At 34.7% G+C, this 18192-nt stretch carries 10 protein-coding genes; 9 read left to right on the plus strand and 1 reads right to left on the minus strand.

Annotated features, from left to right (window positions below):
- Positions 1-763: 763 nt before the first annotated feature.
- Both F6K27_RS10345 and F6K27_RS10350 read left to right on the plus strand, forming a co-directional pair.
- Positions 764-2821 carry an Rne/Rng family ribonuclease gene (locus F6K27_RS10345; RefSeq protein ID WP_287275888.1) on the plus strand — a complete coding sequence of 686 codons (2058 nt, stop codon included), beginning with the start codon at positions 764-766 and terminating at the stop codon, positions 2819-2821.
- Between the two features lie 535 nt (positions 2822-3356).
- Entirely contained in the window at positions 3357-3983 is a 627-nt protein-coding gene (locus tag F6K27_RS10350) for a ribonuclease HII (protein ID WP_124147620.1), read from the plus strand.
- 9 nt (positions 3984-3992) lie between these two features.
- On the opposite strand, the gene F6K27_RS10355 is transcribed toward F6K27_RS10350, so the two are convergent.
- Complete coding sequence (locus F6K27_RS10355; protein WP_287275890.1) at positions 3993-4136, minus strand: hypothetical protein; 144 nt, start codon at positions 4134-4136, stop codon at positions 3993-3995.
- Between the two features lie 1552 nt (positions 4137-5688).
- Between F6K27_RS10355 and F6K27_RS10360 the strand changes: the two genes are divergently transcribed.
- The 7 genes from F6K27_RS10360 to F6K27_RS10390 all read left to right on the plus strand — a co-directional run bounded on the left by F6K27_RS10360 (position 5689) and on the right by F6K27_RS10390 (position 17823).
- A complete protein-coding gene (locus tag F6K27_RS10360) occupies positions 5689-7383 on the plus strand; it encodes a S8 family serine peptidase (protein WP_287275892.1) in 1695 nt (564 codons plus the stop codon).
- 1019 nt (positions 7384-8402) lie between these two features.
- Positions 8403-9134 carry a sugar transferase gene (locus F6K27_RS10365; protein WP_287275895.1) on the plus strand — a complete coding sequence of 244 codons (732 nt, stop codon included), beginning with the start codon at positions 8403-8405 and terminating at the stop codon, positions 9132-9134.
- Between the two features lie 373 nt (positions 9135-9507).
- Positions 9508-10536 carry a GDP-mannose 4,6-dehydratase gene (gene gmd, locus F6K27_RS10370; RefSeq protein WP_287275896.1) on the plus strand — a complete coding sequence of 343 codons (1029 nt, stop codon included), beginning with the start codon at positions 9508-9510 and terminating at the stop codon, positions 10534-10536.
- A gap of 877 nt (positions 10537-11413) precedes the next feature.
- Positions 11414-12358: a GDP-L-fucose synthase gene (locus tag F6K27_RS10375; protein ID WP_124147616.1), complete on the plus strand. Its 945-nt coding sequence runs from the start codon at positions 11414-11416 to the stop codon at positions 12356-12358.
- Between the two features lie 1022 nt (positions 12359-13380).
- Positions 13381-14100 carry a DUF2786 domain-containing protein gene (locus F6K27_RS10380; protein ID WP_124147614.1) on the plus strand — a complete coding sequence of 240 codons (720 nt, stop codon included), beginning with the start codon at positions 13381-13383 and terminating at the stop codon, positions 14098-14100.
- A 304-nt stretch (positions 14101-14404) separates the two neighbouring features.
- A complete protein-coding gene (locus tag F6K27_RS10385; RefSeq protein ID WP_124147613.1) occupies positions 14405-14839 on the plus strand; it encodes an AbrB family transcriptional regulator in 435 nt (144 codons plus the stop codon).
- Positions 14840-16272: 1433 nt separating this feature from the next.
- The gene (locus F6K27_RS10390; RefSeq protein ID WP_287275898.1) at positions 16273-17823 is read left to right on the plus strand and encodes an NAD(P)/FAD-dependent oxidoreductase; all 1551 of its coding nucleotides are present in this window, start codon (positions 16273-16275) and stop codon (positions 17821-17823) included.
- Positions 17824-18192 lie beyond the last annotated feature (369 nt).

Raw genomic sequence — 18192 nt, forward strand, 5'->3', positions numbered from 1 at the left:
ATTATTCATTACTAACTGCTGTTTGCGTAGCATTCGGAAGGAAGTGCTGACTTACTAATAGTTGAATGCTTACTGTCTTTCTAAACCTAAAAAACATTTTTTACCTTGATTCACTAATGAATTTAGTTCCGCTCTAATATAGAGTTTACAGCAAAAATATACCTGATTATTTATGCCTCTAGCAAAGCTGACTTAACGTATTTCTTTAGGTCATAAAAAACGCTGTAATTTCATTCAAATCACAAAAATGTGAATCATAAGCAATACAATTTAGATTGATATAGAACCGATCAAAAAATGAAGATTTGTAAAAAAATTGGATTATTTTGAGTGTGAATAATTGAAAATACAATAAGATATAAGTTGGTAGAAGTATTCAACTGGGTAAGGGTAAACTGAAGCTTAAACTACTCAACACCAGACCAAGCATTATCAAAAAAAAAGAGGCGTTAGTGAATTAGTGTATGATATTCATTTTAATTACTTAGGAGTCAGGAGTCAGGAGTCAGGATTAAGAATAAAGAAAAGTGCTTTTCAGTCAATCTAAATAAAGACAGTATCTAATCTTGCCATTCAAAGAATTACTCTTAATTTACCTAAATTACTGATTTCATATCTCAAATCACCAACGCCAAAAAAGAAGTAAAATTTACCGAAAAAACAAGCATTGTAGTGAATATTCAAGATTACAAATAACCTAAATAACACCAAAGGTGACTTAATCCATAGCGCCACATTTTTATTAAGCAATAGAGGGAATTGAATGCCAAAGCAAATAATTATTGCCGAGCAACATAGAATTGCTGCGGTATTTTCTGAAGACCAAATACAAGAACTTGTCGTTGCCACAGGCAGCCACCAAGTTAGTGATATATACCTAGGAGTTGTAGAAAATGTACTACCAGGGATAGATGCAGCATTTGTAAACATTGGAGACCCCGAACGCAACGGATTTATTCATGTTAGCGATTTAGGGCCATTAAGATTAAAGCGTTCTTCCGGTGCAATAACAGAACTACTTACACCCCAACAGAAAGTCCTGGTGCAAGTGATGAAAGAACCCACTGGGACAAAAGGACCACGCTTAACAGGCAACATAACTCTACCAGGCCGCTATTTAGTCCTAATGCCTTATGGACGGGGTGTCAACCTATCCCGACGTATTAGTTCTGAAAACGAAAGAAATCGCCTCAGAGCATTAGCGATTTTAATCAAACCAGCAGGAATGGGACTATTAGTCCGTACTGAAGCAGAAGGAATGGAAGAAGAAGCAATTCTAGAAGATTTAGAACTATTGCAGCAACAGTGGGAAACAGTCCAAACGGAGGGGAACTCTAATAGAGCACCTGCACTACTAAATCGTGATAGTGACTTTATTCAACGAGTGCTGCGAGATATGTATAGCACAGATGTAAATCGGATTGTAGTGGACTCCAATGAGGCAGTGAAGCGAGTCAAAAAACACCTGCTTAACTGGAGCGGGGGCAAACCACTACAAGTTTTAATTGACTATCATAGCGATCGTATCCCGATTCTAGAATATTTCCGGGTTAATGCAGCCATTCGAGAAGCTCTTAGACCTAGAGTAGACTTACCATCTGGTGGTTACATTATTATCCAACCTACTGAAGCACTAACTGTGATAGATGTCAACTCCGGTTCCTTCACACGCTCCGCTACAGCTCGTGAAACAGTACTTTGGACAAATTGTGAAGCAGCTACAGAAATAGCCCGTCAGTTACGCCTGCGTAATATTGCTGGAGTCATTATTGTGGACTTTATTGATATGGACTCACGGCGAGACCAATTGCAAGTTCTTGAACACTTTAATCAAGTTCTCAAAGCTGATAAAGCGAGACCTCAAATAGCTCAGTTATCAGAATTGGGGTTAGTTGAGTTGACTCGTAAACGTCAAGGTCAAAATGTATATGAACTTTTTGGTCGTACTTGTCCTAGCTGTAATGGATTAGGACATTTAGTTCGTTTACCAGGGGAATCAGAAATTCCGATGGAGGAAGTTAATTTGTCTGTGGTTAGTCGTACCCCAGAGGTCGAAGAAACTATGAGACCAACTATTGCTCCTCCAACTTTGGTAACAGCAACTCAAACTTCTACTGGGGAGACTACACAAGGATATCAAGAAGTAGAGTCTACTAATCATTCCTCAGATTTAGAATTGTTGAATCACCCTAGTTATCAAGAATCTAACCGACGGCGACGACGGCGACGAGTAGGAGTCGGTGAAACAATGCAAGATGAATCATTAGAATTGCAAGAAAGAGAAATGGGCACAGATATGGAATATCCTATGCTTTCAGAAGGATATCCACTAACAACACCTAATCGACGCCCGGGAAGAGAGATAATTAGACCTATTACTGAACCTCCAGAGATAGTGACAGTAGAAATGACACCTGATGAGCAAGATGTTTATGCTTTGATGGGTATTTCTCCAATAACACTTTTAGAGGAGGGAACGGTTAAAAATCCTAAATCAGTAATTATTTCTATTCAGGAACCTGGGGAGAATAGTGTTAGAGAAACAACAGAAAAAAAAGAAGATGTTGAGCTTGAGTCAGAAGTAGAGTACGAAGAGGAAGATAACGATGAAGAACCGCAATTAGAAGTAGAGGAGGTTGATTCATCAATGTCTTTAGAGTCAGAAGATCAAAGTGATTTTGATAGTGATGAGGAAAATGGTCAATACGAGGCAGAATTGAGTGATTCAGATGTCGATCTCAGTTCAGATAGCAATGACTCTGATGATTCAGGGCCAATTAGGCGTCGTCGTCGTCGTTCTTCGGCAGCTACAGAAGAATAAACAGAATTTATATTTATAGTAGGGAACAGGGAACAGTGTTCAACAATTAATAATTAATAATTAATTAATAATTAATTATTAATTATTACCTCTCCTTGAAAAGAAGAGGATTGACGCAAAAGGGAAAATTTTTTCTCCTTTAAATGAGAGGCTTTAAACCTTAATTATTCGGTAAAAGCTTTTCTCTGTCTCAAGTTCATCATCAATCTCTATCAAACACCAACTCGTTCCTTGCTATATCTATAAACCTCAGTTCTGTAATACCAATTTTAAAAAAAGTGCCACGCTTAAGTGACACTTCAGTTATTAAGTAATTAACATCTAATGAATAATTTTTTGAGAATTATTAACCAGTTATTGTTAATTATTCTTATGTTTACCGATAAATTGTGGTCTAAAGCCTATCCTTTTAAGGGGATAAAAAAAAGAGAATATTCCTTATGTCAAGCCTCCTTATTCCAGAGGTACTGATAACTGATAACTGATAACTGAAAAGACTTCTCCCTTACTCCCCTACTCCCCTACTCAAGAATAAATGGTATATCCTGTTAATATAATTGAACCTATCACTGCTGGTGTGGACGAAGTAGGACGTGGAGCATTATTTGGGCCTGTAGTGGCAGCAGCAGTAATTTTGCCAGAATTGGATGATTTGCCATCCCCTCTAGCTTCCCTTTATCAAGGGGGAGAAGTAACAGATAGTAAAAAATTAACAAAAAAGCGTCGTAGTCATTTGGCTAGTGAGATTCAAGCTATAGCTTTGGATTGTAAAATTGGTATAGCTTCCGTGCGCGAGATTGACCGTTTGAATATTTTACAAGCTTCTTTATTGGCTATGAAGCGAGCTGTCCTCAAGTTGAAATATAGGCCAAACTTGGTTTTGGTTGATGGGAATCAGCAAATTAAAGATTTATCTATACCTCAGAAAGTCATTGTTAAAGGAGATAGTAAGTGTTTAGCGATCGCTGCTGCAAGTATTGTGGCTAAAGTTTGGCGAGATACATTGATTATACGTTTAGCAAAAAAGTATCCTGTTTATGACTTGACTAATAACAAAGGTTATGGTACTCATAAGCACAAGCAAGGAATATTAAATTATGGGCTATCGCCTCAACACCGTCTCTCGTTTAGTCCTTGTCAGCTTTCCCTATTTACTGTTTAGTTCTAGAAATTATACACAACTAAAGCAAACACCAACTCCACCAGCATTTTTCTGGATAGCATTTTTCTGGATAAATTTAATTTCACCTCCTTCAATGGCCTTTTGAATAGCTGTTGAGGTGATTTGGAACAGATTTACTAACTTCTGGCTCAAAACCTACTGGACTGACAAAGCTAGAATAGTGCATTAGCTGTTTTGATGTAACTCTTGTTCTGCAAAAGTTTAAGCATTTTTTTTTAGCAACATTTAAGGCGTGTCAATCCAGTAGTGGACTGTTTCATCTTAAATGTTGCAATAGCAAATTTTTAAGAGATAACTTCCTCTAGCTAAAATGACAAATCTAATGCACTATTTTAGCTCAAACAGTCCATTAGGGTGCGTTAGACGTCTAAAATATAATCTGTGAATAGTATTTTACAATCCGTCACAACACACCATTTTAGATGTGTCAATCCACTACTGGAATTATTACTTTTAAAGAGTGCATTAGCTTTTTGAGTTTAATTTCTATTCTGGCAAAGTTTGAGCATTTTTTCCAAAGCAACATTTAAGAGTGGTCATTCCACTACTAATGTTGTTCTTGCTACATTGCCTGATGAAAAATAAATTGTTATCAAGATACAATAATCAAGGAGATAGATTCCTCAAAAATTTAAACAATAACGAACGACAGCAAATAGGAAAAAACCTATTTTAAGGGAATAGCAAATCAAAAAATTCAAGAAAAGATTAGATTTAAGACTATCACATGGTGGTGTTTATTAAGAGTAATAAAGTTGCTCGTTGCATACAAAAAGTAAAGAATAATCGAAAAAATTGGGCATTAAAAGGGGATAATAATTTTGAAAATCAGATTTGCCACGTCAATTTTTTACATAAAAAGTAGCACAAATCTCAGTGTGTTATCGGTATTTATAGTCTATAAATCATCATAATTTAACTGAGACGAAAGCAAAATTTAATTGAATCAATCAAGCATAAGTATTTGATGAAGTCAGATAATTAGGGTTTGCTGAAAAAGTCTTATGGGTGAGGGTAGGAGACAGGAGACAGGAGACAGGAGACAGGAGAAAAGGGAATGAACGAGGAGGTAGCAGTAAGAATTGTCCTTTGATTTTTCTGCCTAACTATGCGCCTAAAATACGCTCCTTTTTGAGCATGAAGAGCTGAAAATCAGGCACTTTTTTCGATCCCAAAAAGGCGAAAACCTTTATCTGTAAATACTTTTAGATTTAATCAGCAAGCCCTAATTAGTCAGGGTCATTGCCTACTGACTAATGTACGTCGCCAATCAGACTGCTCCCCTAAATGACTACTGACTACTTGCCATTTATACTAAGTTTTGAAGTGCGGAATTTAGGTTAAAAATTTTAGACAAAATAGATGGTAAAATATGAATCAAAAATTCTCAATAAAGTGATGTTTAAAATAAAAAAAAATTGTAAATAGAGGTAAGTAAAGATTCAATAAAAAGAATTATAAAAAAGCTGAATATGAAATGGGAAATAATTAAAATAGGAATAAGTAAGACTCCTAATGAATAGGAATAATCAGAAAGAATAACTTTGAAAAGTTGCTAAAGCAAAATAATTAATTTCCTAAGATTAATGAAATTTAAGGAATCAGGGAAAAAGGGAAAATATGATTTAACGCAAAATAAATAAAGTGCGCCTATACTAAAAATTAGTATCAAGAAAAGAATGCAATGATTGGTCCTAGCTCTGATGGTTTATCTTATTTATTAGATAACAATCCTAATAACTTTATTGTACCCCTAAATTTACTGACTCCATACCCAGAAGGTCTAAAAGCTCTAGATGGTAATGATACAGTAATAGGCTCATCAAATCCTGAACTAATTAATGGTAATAAAGGCAACGACAACCTATTTGGTGGGGACGGTTCTGATACTTTACGAGGAGGTAGAGATAATGATTTGATTTATGCTGAACAAGGTAACGATTTAATTTTTGGAGAAATTGGTAGCGATACAATTTATGGAGAAATTGGTAACGATACAATGTTTGGGGGTAAAGAAAACGATATTTTATTAGGTGGAGATGGTAACGATCTAATTTCTGGAGACTTAGGAAAAGATACATTAATTGGAGGAGTTGGCAATGACACATTTGTGCTGCGAGAACCTCAAAATAATAATATAGATACGGCAGATATTATTGATGATTTTGATGCTAATTTTGACAGAATTAAAATACCAGAAAATTTAACAGAAAATGATATCTTATTAACAGCAGATTCTTTATCGGGGGATACATTAATTCAGGTTCAGACAAATGGTTTAATTTTAGCAAGAATTAAAGCAATATCTGACACACAACTTGTTGAAAGTCGCTTGATTTTTGATAATACTATAAGTATAAATGAAGTTCCACAAACAGCTAGTTCTATACAGTCAAGCTTTAACAGTACTTTTGGATATGGTTTAGTTGATGCCTCAGCAGCAGTGGCCAGTGCTACTGGAGCTGCCCCTTTTCCAGATATTCCAGATATCGGCGGAAATCAGTGGGGACTAGATTTAGTCAAAGCACCAGAAGTTTGGAATCAAGGTTTTCAGGGAGAAGGTATTGTGGTAGCTGTCATTGATAGTGGTGTAGATAATACCCATCCTGAATTAACAGGCCAAATGTGGAGCAATAGCGGTGAAATTCCCAATAATGGTATTGACGATGATGACAATGGTTATATAGATGATACCTGGGGTTGGGATTTTGTAAGTAATGATAGTGACCCAATGGATGAAGAAAGTCATGGAACTCATATCGCAGGTACAATTGCTGCGAAGAGAGATGGAGTAGGAACAACTGGAGTAGCTCCAAATGCTAAAATTATGTCTCTCCGGGTACTAAATGATGAAGGGGTGGGTAAGGTTAGCGATGGAATATCAGCCATTCTCTATGCTGTTAACAATGGAGCAGATGTAATTAACTTTAGTTCTGGTGGGAGAAATTTAGTCCCCAGTGAACTCGATGCTATTCGTTATGCTGCTGATAGAGGTGTTGTATTTGTTTCTGCGGCAGGTAATGGTAGTTTAAGCAGTCCTGATTATCCAGCAAGATTAGCTAATGAATATGGAATTGCAGTTGGGTCAGTAGATCGAAATGCCCAATTTTCTTCTTTTTCTAATAAAGCTGGAGGTGAACTGGATTATGTTGTGGCCCCAGGAGGAGATGGTTTTCCTGAAGATGCAGGAGATATTTATGGACCTGTAGCTCCTTCAATAACAGGTAACTTATACAGTTTTTTTGCTGGCACTTCTATGGCAACACCCCATGTTGCAGGTGTAGCAGCTTTAATTAAACAGGCTAATCCTAGTTTATCTGCTGAGGCAATTGAGAATATAATTATTGAGACTGCTAATCCTACGACTGTTAGTGTTTAACCTATGCCAGATGTAGAATATAACACTATAGCACTACGCAAATAGGGTGCGGAGATTCTCCTATTTCCTATAGGTACTTTGATATTTTTGAGGGTAAAAATAGTTCAAACCCTTACAGGACAAAGGAAATACATCAATAGGCTCAAAATTCCTCTTTGGGTAGCATGACCGAGGAAAACCTAGATAGATCGACAAATAAGCTAATTTGACGTTAAATTATTGCTACGTAAGCTTTTGAGGCTATTTTTCAGATGTTTTTTACTACAGTCTCCCTATTCTCAACTCCCAACTCCCTGCTCCCTATTCCCTTTTCACTTAAATTTATTGTCCTAACCAAAGAACGTACTGCTATACTTTCATATTGCAATAGATTCAACTTGAATTTTAACTACTGACTATTTATAATTGCCGATTGACTGGTGGTATAGGCTAATATTAACTAAGTAGGTATAGTAAATATCTCATATTTCATATGAAATATAAAAAAGAATGATACGAATAATTTAACTGGTTAAAAAACTTTACCCAGAAATGTCGATTTGACTAAAAACAGAGTTTTACTCTAATACATGATATGTAGGCTATTCCTCCTGACTCCTGACTTCTAAATCATGCCTCCTGACTCATTGAAAGAGCTTAATTATAGCGCTGCGCCCAGGGAACAGGCAATAGGGAACACCTCATTTGGGGGAAGAAAAAGCTTGTCAGATAAGACTTTGAGCTATTGAACACCTCCTGGAATTTGTAAATATGCCAGCGAACATTGCTATATTTGTAGCAAAAATTTTAGTATTTCATATAAATATGGGACTATCATAATCCTCATGGTTAATCTTGAGATTAATACAAATCAAAGATTTGTATAAAATCTATCAATAGAGGCACCCAAGTATCCGAAGCGAGAGCCAAATAATTGTCCTTTTCCAAAATTAGTCATCTTTTTCGTAACTAAATTTGCCCTCTATTTCGCTATAAGCTTTATGATCAGGACTGTGTGTGGTGTGAAGTGAAGGAGTAAGATGACTGCCGATAGCCAATTCATCTCTGGCAAGGTAATTAGAGGGTTTACAGGACATGGTTTTCAACCTTTCCTCCCCAGAGATAGACAAAAAAGTCGATTTCTAGAGGGCCTAGAGGTAGGATTTTATAAACGATTATTTGATATCCTGTTTTCTCTGTCGGTTCTCATATTGTTTGCCCCCGTTTACCTGTTTATAGCTTTACTAATTGTCTTTAGCTCACCAGGATCTGTTTTTTATGTTCAAGAAAGAGTGGGTAAAAATCGAAAGCTTTTCCGTTGTTTGAAGTTTAGAACTATGGTGAAAAATGCAGATGAGATGTTAGGAGAAATTATGGAAACATATCCTCATCTGCGCCAAGAATTTCAAGAAAGTTTTAAATTAAAACATGACCCTAGAATTACATGGATAGGTAAATTTCTTAGGGTGACGAGTTTAGATGAATTTCCCCAATTCTGGAATGTTTTGAAAGGTGATATGAGCGTTGTAGGGCCTAGACCATTAGTGGTTGAAGAACTACCAAAATATGGTCATCACATGGATAAAATTCTGACAATCAAACCGGGAATTACAGGTTTATGGCAAGTTTCTGGTCGCAATGATATTCCATATCCTAAGAGAGTTCAAATTGACCTTTTTTATGTAAACTTCAGAAATTTTTGGATAGATATATGGATCATGTTTAAAACAGTTGGTATTGTTGTTTTCCCAAAAAACAATGGTGCTTACTAAGGCTTGTCATTAATGACTAAGTGATTTAAAATCAATTGAAGTTATTACGGGGTTAGAGGTTGATAGTATTTTTCCAACTATTATCTTTCTAACCTACTAACCAAAATTGATCAGCTTAAATAACATCTGTTTTAGTTGCTTGAGAGAAATAGTGTTTTTCAAGGAGTAAAGTTGATAAATATTAACTCAAAATACTTGGTTATGAGAACAATTTTAGGTTAGTCTAGAAATCTGGGGATGGTAGAGAGTATAACCAAACTATATAAGCAAACAAAAAAATATATATATATTTATTTTTTTGCACTGTAGCGATTGAGCTAATTATTATGGACATTCCCCTGACAATTTATTACCTTAGTAAATATTAACTCCAATGACTGAAAAGAAACGAGCACTAATTACTGGTATTACAGGTCAAGATGGTTCATACTTGAGCGAACTTTTGTTAGAGAAGGACTATGAAGTTCATGGTATTATTAGACGTAGTTCTAGCTTCAATACAGATAGGATAGACCATATATATGAAGATTCTCATAATCCTGATGCTAGATTATTTCTACATTATGGAGACTTAACTGATGGGACTACTCTACGTCGAATTCTGGAAGAAGTTAAACCTGTAGAAATATACAACTTGGGTGCCCAGTCCCATGTAAGGGTTAGTTTTGATTCTCCAGAGTATACAGTAGATGCCGTGGGAATGGGCGCTCTACGTTTACTCGAAGCAATTCGAGACTATCAACAACGTACTGGAATTGAAGTTCGTTTTTATCAAGCTGGTTCTTCGGAAATGTTTGGCAAAGTCCAAGAAGTACCTCAGAAAGAAACTACACCTTTTTACCCCCGTAGTCCTTATTCTTGTGCTAAAGTTTATGCCCACTGGCAAACAATAAATTATCGAGAATCATATAATCTCTTTGCTTGTAATGGTATATTATTCAACCATGAAAGTCCTCGTCGAGGTGAGACTTTTGTAACTCGTAAAATTACTCGTGCTGTAGCTAGAATTGTAGCGGGTAAACAGAAGAAACTCTATCTTGGTAACTTGGATGCTAAACGAGATTGGGGATATGCAAAGGATTATGTTAGAGCTATGTGGATGATGCTACAACAGGAGCAAGCAGATGATTATGTAATTGCTACTAATGAAACTCATTCTATTAAAGAATTTCTAGAAATAGCATTTACTTATGTAAACTTAAATTGGCAAGATTATGTGGAGTTTGACCCCCGTTATTTACGTCCAGCGGAGGTTGATTTGTTAATTGGTGATTGTACAAAAGCACAAGAAAAGTTAGGTTGGAAACCATCAGTTACATTTACAGAGTTGGTAAATTTAATGGTTGATTCTGATATTAAAGCTTTGGAAAAAACTACTACCATGAGCAATGGTTTTGATTAAAATTTTTTGGCTAAGTTATTAAGAGGATTTAACTCTTGAGGTAATCCTTAATTTTTTTGAGGTGATAGTGCTTTTATTGGTCTTTTGGCACTATCAAAATTAAATAAACTTGATGATGAAAAAGTAGCTAAAAAGAAAGAGAGAATTATCAGGTGTATCTAGATAATATAATGAGTAAAAGTAGAGAGTAATTCAAGAAAAAATATTTCTAGCACTAGAATAAGTATGAAGTAAAAAGCTGGCATCAATATAAGATGATATTTAGCTACAGTCCTAGTAGGAATTGATTGTTTTTAGATGCTACTATAGCAATCATAAATAGCTGTTTACTAATGCAGAATGTGAGAAGTTTAGTTAAACTAAAAATTAACAGTTAAGGTCTATGAGATTATGACTGTACAAATGCTGGATATAATTCCTAAATTTTTGGTGAAATTTAAATTGTCAAATTTTCTTCTATAGCACTATGCATATAGGACTTGGATATTGGTAAATCCTGTTTGCTTTTTTGCTGGCGCAAAGCTTTCCTAGGTCATGCTCCGCAAACGCTTTTCATGTTGCAGAGCAAAATGGTTTGATACGCTGCGCGACATGAATGGGTAGCATCCCCTAGGGAAGCATTTGGGCATCGAAAACTCTCTCAGATATTACCTTATAACTTTTGACTTCACCGCTATATATCATCTCAGGAAAGCCAAAATTTCTTCTACACCCTAAAGCTGGAAAAATCTTGAGTAGCAATTAAATCCCAGTAATAGGAAATAAGAGATTTTTCTATCTCTAAGACCTATAGTATAACCGTATTTTTATTGGGCTGATTTTAATCCACAATACCTTAAAGCTAAAGTCTAATTAGTATCAATGTTGGAGGTTTTTAATGAGTAAATTAGAGTTAGAAAACAAGAGAATTTTGGTAACAGGTGGATCGGGTTTTCTTGGACGCCAAGTTATAGATCAACTTCATAAAGCAGGAGCTAATCCTGATAAGATTACTGTACCGCGATCGCGTGATTATGACCTTAGGACTCTGGAAGCTTGCCAAAAAGCTGTCCAAGAACAGGATATTATAATTCACCTTGCTGCTCATGTAGGGGGTATTGGCCTGAATAAGGAAAAACCTGGTGAGTTATTTTACGATAATTTGATGATGGGAGTGCAATTAATTGATTGTGCTTATAAAGCAAATGTAGAAAAATTTGTTTGTGTGGGTTCGATATGTGCTTATCCTAAATTTACTCCGGTTCCTTTTAAAGAAGAAGACCTTTGGAATGGTTATCCAGAAGAAACTAATGCTCCTTATGGTATTGCCAAGAAAGCTCTTTTAGTTCAACTGGATGCTTATCGTCAACAGTATGGTTTTAATGGTGTTTATCTGTTACCTGTTAACTTGTACGGACCTGAAGATAATTTCGATCCTAAGAGTTCCCATGTAATTCCTGCTTTAATTCGGAAAGTACATGAAGCTCAAGTTAGAGGAGATAAAAAATTGCCTGTTTGGGGTGATGGTAGTCCTAGTCGTGAATTTTTATACTCTACAGATGCTGCAAGAGCAATTGTTATGGCAACTCAATTTTACAATGAATCTGATCCTATTAATTTAGGAACTAATCATGAAGTAAAGATTCGTGATTTAGTAGAGTTAATTTGTGAATTAATGGATTTCAAGGGAGAATTAGTTTGGGAAACTGATAAACCTAATGGTCAACCTAGGCGATGTTTAGATACACAAAAAGCAAAAGAAAAGTTTGGTTTTGTTGCTAATGTAGATTTTAAGCAAGGACTGAAGAATACAATTGAATGGTATCGAGAAAATGCTGACTAAGTTTAAAGGATATAGATTTTATCTGTTATAATTAATTGATATAAGTATAGAGCTGGAAGAAAATTATCTTTCAGCTTTTATATAATTCAAAACTTTTCTGGATAAAATTTACCATAGAGTTATTCAAAATATCAGGAAGTGATGTTGTCATACCAATTCACTTAAAATAATTTCACCAATAGTTGGTAACTGATGAAGTCAAATAATAAACAGAAATTACTGTAGAGTAGAGGTTTTAAATACCTAAAATATCACTTCTGACTTCTGACTTTAGTGAAACGGTATAAGCGATCAAGCATCGCTCGAAGCAAAATTAAATCTAGTTTATAGCTTGGTAGTCCTGCGGAGCGTAGTGGTATACAGCAAACAGAAATACCAGGTACGGCAGCAAGAGACTCCCACTGCCGTGCCTCGTAACAAAAATTGCCGACAATGCACGACCATTACAATGTAGCACCACCTATAGCTTTTATCAGTTGGATGAGATAAAAAATTGAGATTTAGAGGACAAAAAATAGACAATAAATTTGGATATGTATCACTCAATAAAACACTGTTTTAAGCACTATAGTAAAATAGCATTTGTTGAATTATAGTAAAACACATTTTTGAAAGTTTGATAGTTATGAAGCTATAGCATTTTGTAATTCAATAAAGTTATTTATAGCTTGATAAATTTTGATTATATAGGATTACATCAAAGCTAATTACTATTATAATCTATATGATATTCACTACAGAATAATTGTGAAAAATTAAATATAATCAAAAAAAATTATTCTGAAACAAACCATAATATCTAGTAAATATCCCATTGCTGAATCAAGGTATGAAAATAAAAACTGAATAATCTCAAGTATTTGTCATTTAATAGTTTAGCGTTCGCGGTAGCTATGCAGAGCATTATCGCCAACAAATACAAATCATACCTACGCATCAGCAACACCATAAATATTACATTGAGTAAGTATAGTTGCATAATAAAAAATTTATAATAAAGCATTAGAAATAAGCTGAGAGAAATGGTCAATAAGAATCTCCTGGAAAAGATTAGTAAACTCCTAGCTCTTGCCAATTCACCTAATGAACATGAAGCTGCATTAGCGGCTGAGAAGGCAGCAGAATTATTAGCTCAACATAATTTATCTGTAGCAGATTTAGGAAAAGAAAAGGATGAAGATATTACTAAGGGTATTATTGATAGAACAGGTCGTTATGTTACCTGGAAAATGTGGATTTTAGCAGGAATTGCTAATGCTAATGGATGTCAAGCAATGCGTTCTACTTACAGTGGTGAAATGAGATTAGTAGGAACAGAAACTAATATTACAGTTTCTAAATCACTTTATGAATATTTAACTGCTGTAGTTGACAGTTTAGTAAAACAACATAGGGGTAAAGGAAGAACTTTTATTAATGCTTTTCGAGTTGGTTGTGCGACTAGATTAAGACAGAGATTAGAGCAAAGACGAAAATCCATGGAGGAAAAAGGTATTGCTAGTAGTGACGATCGAAATTCGGCATCTGCTATGGTTGTACGCTCAATGTTTGAAAAATATTCTTTAGCTATTCAAGTATATTTAAAGCAAGAAGGTGTAAAATGTAAAGTTCAGAAATCGACTGCCGTTAATAATGATTTAGGTTTTTCTTTTGGATATATTGCTGGGGAAAAAATAAATTTGAATTATTTAAATCACCATTTATACAAAGGCAAAAATCATCGAACAGTTAACTGTAAATAATTAACAATTAACAATTAATAATTAATAATTACCTCTCCTGAAAATGGATATGATTGGCGAACATGATTTTTTTGATTTATTTATTATTGAAATCGGAGTCTTTAAAACTTAATTATTTGGTAAGTAGTACATAACTATTAATCATTAGTTTTTTTTACATCTTAAAACTGTCTGATTTTAGGGGTTGGTTGCTCCGCTGAAGTTGAGATTAGATAATATCCTCAAAGAAAACGTTAAATAGGCTTGATATTAGACGACGTAAGTGTTAAAGTTTATGGAAGAATATTTTAAGTAGATGGAGAAGATGGCTAAAACAACAACAGAAAAATTAAATACTTCAGAACAATCAAATACTCCACTGACTGGTAAAGCATTGTTGAAGAAAGTCAAAGAACTCTCGCACAAGTCAAAGAAAGATACTGCTATTGCTTGCGGATATTATTCAAATACAAAAGATAAGCAGAAACGAGTAAATCTTGCTAAGTTCTACGATGCAGTTTTACAGGCAAAGGGGCTAAATTTAGATGATAACAATGTTAAAGATGGAAGAGGGCGTGCTGCTACTTACCGTGCTTGTGTTCATAGAAATGGACAGTTAGTAATAGGCGCTAACTATACACAAGAAATGGGATTAAAACCAGGGGATGAATTTATTATCCAGTTAGGACATAAACATATTCATCTTAGGCAGATTAATATAGAAGTAGAAAAAGAAGATGAAAATAATGAGGAAGAATAGATAAATTTTGTAGTAATCGTAATGGTCTCTAAAATCTGCGATTATCATCATCTAGGTATTCCAAAGTGCTGCAAAAAACTAGAGTCATCTACAGTATTTGAAACCTAGTTTTTGGCAGCAAATAGACTTTGAAAGACAAGTTGACAAATTTGAGTATTTTTATCTTCAAAAATACCTAAATATGGGTGAACCTATTTTTAACTTTGTCAGGTATAATTTTGATCGGTTTTAAGTAAGTTAAGAGCGATTAGAAACAACTGAATTGTCTTAGGATTGAAACTGTTATTTGCTCTCAGTTATAAGATAGTAATGATGAGATAATCTAATTAAATTAGGTGTACAATGCAAAAAAATTGAGTTTCTTTACATCTATTTTAAAAGTTAAGTGGGTAAAAATAACAAAAATAGGGTTGAATTTACTTCGAGATTTAGGTGTAAATATCTGAAATAATCCCTATATGAAGTAGAGGCAATAGTGATAAACTATAGTATTACTTTGGAGAAATGTTATAAGTTACCTTAGATGAAATTGAATAATTATTAAAAATAATCATAAATATAGCAATCCTATTTAACTTGTAATATTTTGGTGGTAGGGGCGAATGGCCATTCGCCCCTACAGGATTCAGGAGTCAAGAGTCATAATTTTAAAAGTTTTCAGTTCAAATTAGCTATTATAAAAATTGTCACAACCAATTTAGGATTGCTATAGTATCAATATAATTATCTTAACGAGGTTGCAAATTATGGAATAATATTGCCAAAAATTAGTTTAGAGTTTGACTAAAAAAAACCTAATATTAATAATTCTAGCAATTCTCAAATTCAAAATCTAATTCAATCAAAAATCTAAAATCATTCGTCACTAGACATCTCCAGAAAAGAGGCAGTAGGCAGCTTTGCTGTAGGCAGTAGGGAACCCACCCCTCGCCCCTCCCCCTCCCAGGAGGGGAAAGAATTGATAATTTATGTGTGAGAATTGATTTTATTTTTGATTTTTGGAGATGTCTACTGTGCAACGCTTCTTAACCAATTAATAAAAATGGTTATAGTTATATTAAATATAGTTAAGCAAAATCTTATAATACTTCAAATTACTAAAAAAGCCTTCCAAACTAAAAATCTGTTTTGTAATTATTTAAACTCATAACAAAGATGACAATTATATTGAAATTGTAATATGAAATTACGGCGTTGGTGAATAAATGTATGATTTAACAGGATTCATCAGGAGCAATTCAGTAGATAGAAAAGAGTTTTTCGGAGACTAAATAGGAAGAAATAGGTATAATTTGCACTATTATTTTGGCTGAAAATTTACCTAAAGTAGGATTTAATACCTCAAATCAGCAACGTCAAAATTGCTTATAATTTGAATGAATATTTAAAAATCAGCAATAAAATAATTACGGCAAAAATTAATCAAAAAAATTATGTCCTTAACAGAACAAATTCTCTCCCAAATTCCGGGAACTCCTTTACAAGGTCTGCGGAAAGCTGACCAGGTTTGGCAAAACCTTCGAGAAGACAATATTTCTATTCCTACTACTGTGAAAAAAGAAACTCAATTATTAAACACTTTAGACTGGGATGTAGTAATTTGTGGTGGAACTCTGGGTATACTTATTGGAGCAACCTTAGCAAAAAAAGGTTGGCGGGTAGCTCTGTTAGAACGAGGTATCCTCAAAGGTAGGAAACAAGAATGGAACATATCCCGCAAAGAACTAGAAACATTTATAGAATTAAACCTTCTCTCCTCAGAAGAATTAGAAACAGCGATCGCCACTGAATACAACCCTGCGAGAATTAGCTTTCCAGACAGCAAGGATATTTGGGTAAAAGATGTCCTCAATATAGGTGTAGATCCAGTGTACCTCCTAGAAACTCTCAAACAGCGTTTCCTTGAAGCAGGTGGTCAACTATTTGAAAATACAGCTTACGAAGCAGCAACCATTCATCCAGATGGGATAAATATCCAGGTTAGTAATGGCCAATCATTAAAAGCTCGACTGCTTCTGGATGCAATGGGACATTTTTCTCCTATTGTGAAACAAGCACGCCAAGGCAAAAAACCAGATGCAGTGTGTCTAGTAGTTGGTACCTGTGCCACTGGATACCCAAAAAACGATACAGGAGACATTTTTGCCTCATTCACTCCTATACAAAACCAATGTCAATACTTTTGGGAAGCATTTCCCGCTAGAGATGGACGAACTACTTATCTATTTACCTACTTAGATGCTCATCCAGATAGAATTTCCCTAGAATCATTCTTTGAAGAATACCTCCGCTTATTACCTGAATATCAAAAAGTGGAGCTTAGTCAACTTACATTCCAACGCGCGCTATTTGGTTTTTTTCCTTGTTATCGTCAAAGTCCCCTTCAAACTCCTTGGAATCGTATTTTGCCAGTGGGAGATAGTAGCGGGAGTCAGTCTCCTCTAAGTTTTGGCGGTTTTGGAGCTATGGTACGTCACTTGAAACGTCTAACCGGGGGTATTGATGAAGCTCTTAAAACTGACAATCTTTCTTCAAATGCTCTAGCACTTTTGCAACCTTATCAGCCTAGTATATCAGTCACTTGGTTGTTTCAACGTTCTATGAGTGTAGGGGTAGACCAAAAAGTTGAACCAAATCAAATTAATCAACTATTGGCAGGTGTATTTCAGGTAATGGATAGATTAGGGGAATTTGTACTTACACCTTTTCTACAAGATGTGGTGCAGTTTCCCGCTTTAGCACAAACTTTATTCATGACTTCTTTAAAGCAACCAGGTTTAGTAATTAAAATTATTCCTCAAGTTGGCATTGGAAATTTATTAGATTGGATGAGACATTATTTTAATTTGGGAATTTTTAGTTTATTATCTCCTATAGGAAATATGATGGGGTTTTTAGTGACAAAAATTCCTCTGGTGCAAAATTATTATTATCGCCGTTTGATTGAACAATGGCAATATGGTTCTGGTGGGGATTATAGTTGAAGTCAGAAGTTAGAGGCTAGAAGTTACCGAATTAAGTCTGAAATCAAAAATGAAATACTGAAAGAATCCGATAATTTATTCTAAATTCGGTTGCCATACCCCCCTTAATCAATCAAAGAAAATTCAACCAATTATAATGAGTCAAGTTTCTAATTTCTTCTTTCATTTAACTCAGAACATTACGGAAGAAGGACGAGAGTTTGAAAGCCACGTCTTTTTAAGTAAGCATTCAGCCGTCAGCTATCAGCGATTTCTTTTAGTAGGTGATAAAAGTTTTATTAATTGAGCTAGAAAAATATGACTACAAAAGTCAGCTCCAAAGTCTATATTCATTTAAACCCCCTTTTTTTGTGCTCTAACTGACAGCTA

Source organism: Okeania sp. SIO2F5 (assembly GCF_010692685.1).
Taxonomy (GTDB): domain Bacteria; phylum Cyanobacteriota; class Cyanobacteriia; order Cyanobacteriales; family Microcoleaceae; genus Okeania; species Okeania hirsuta.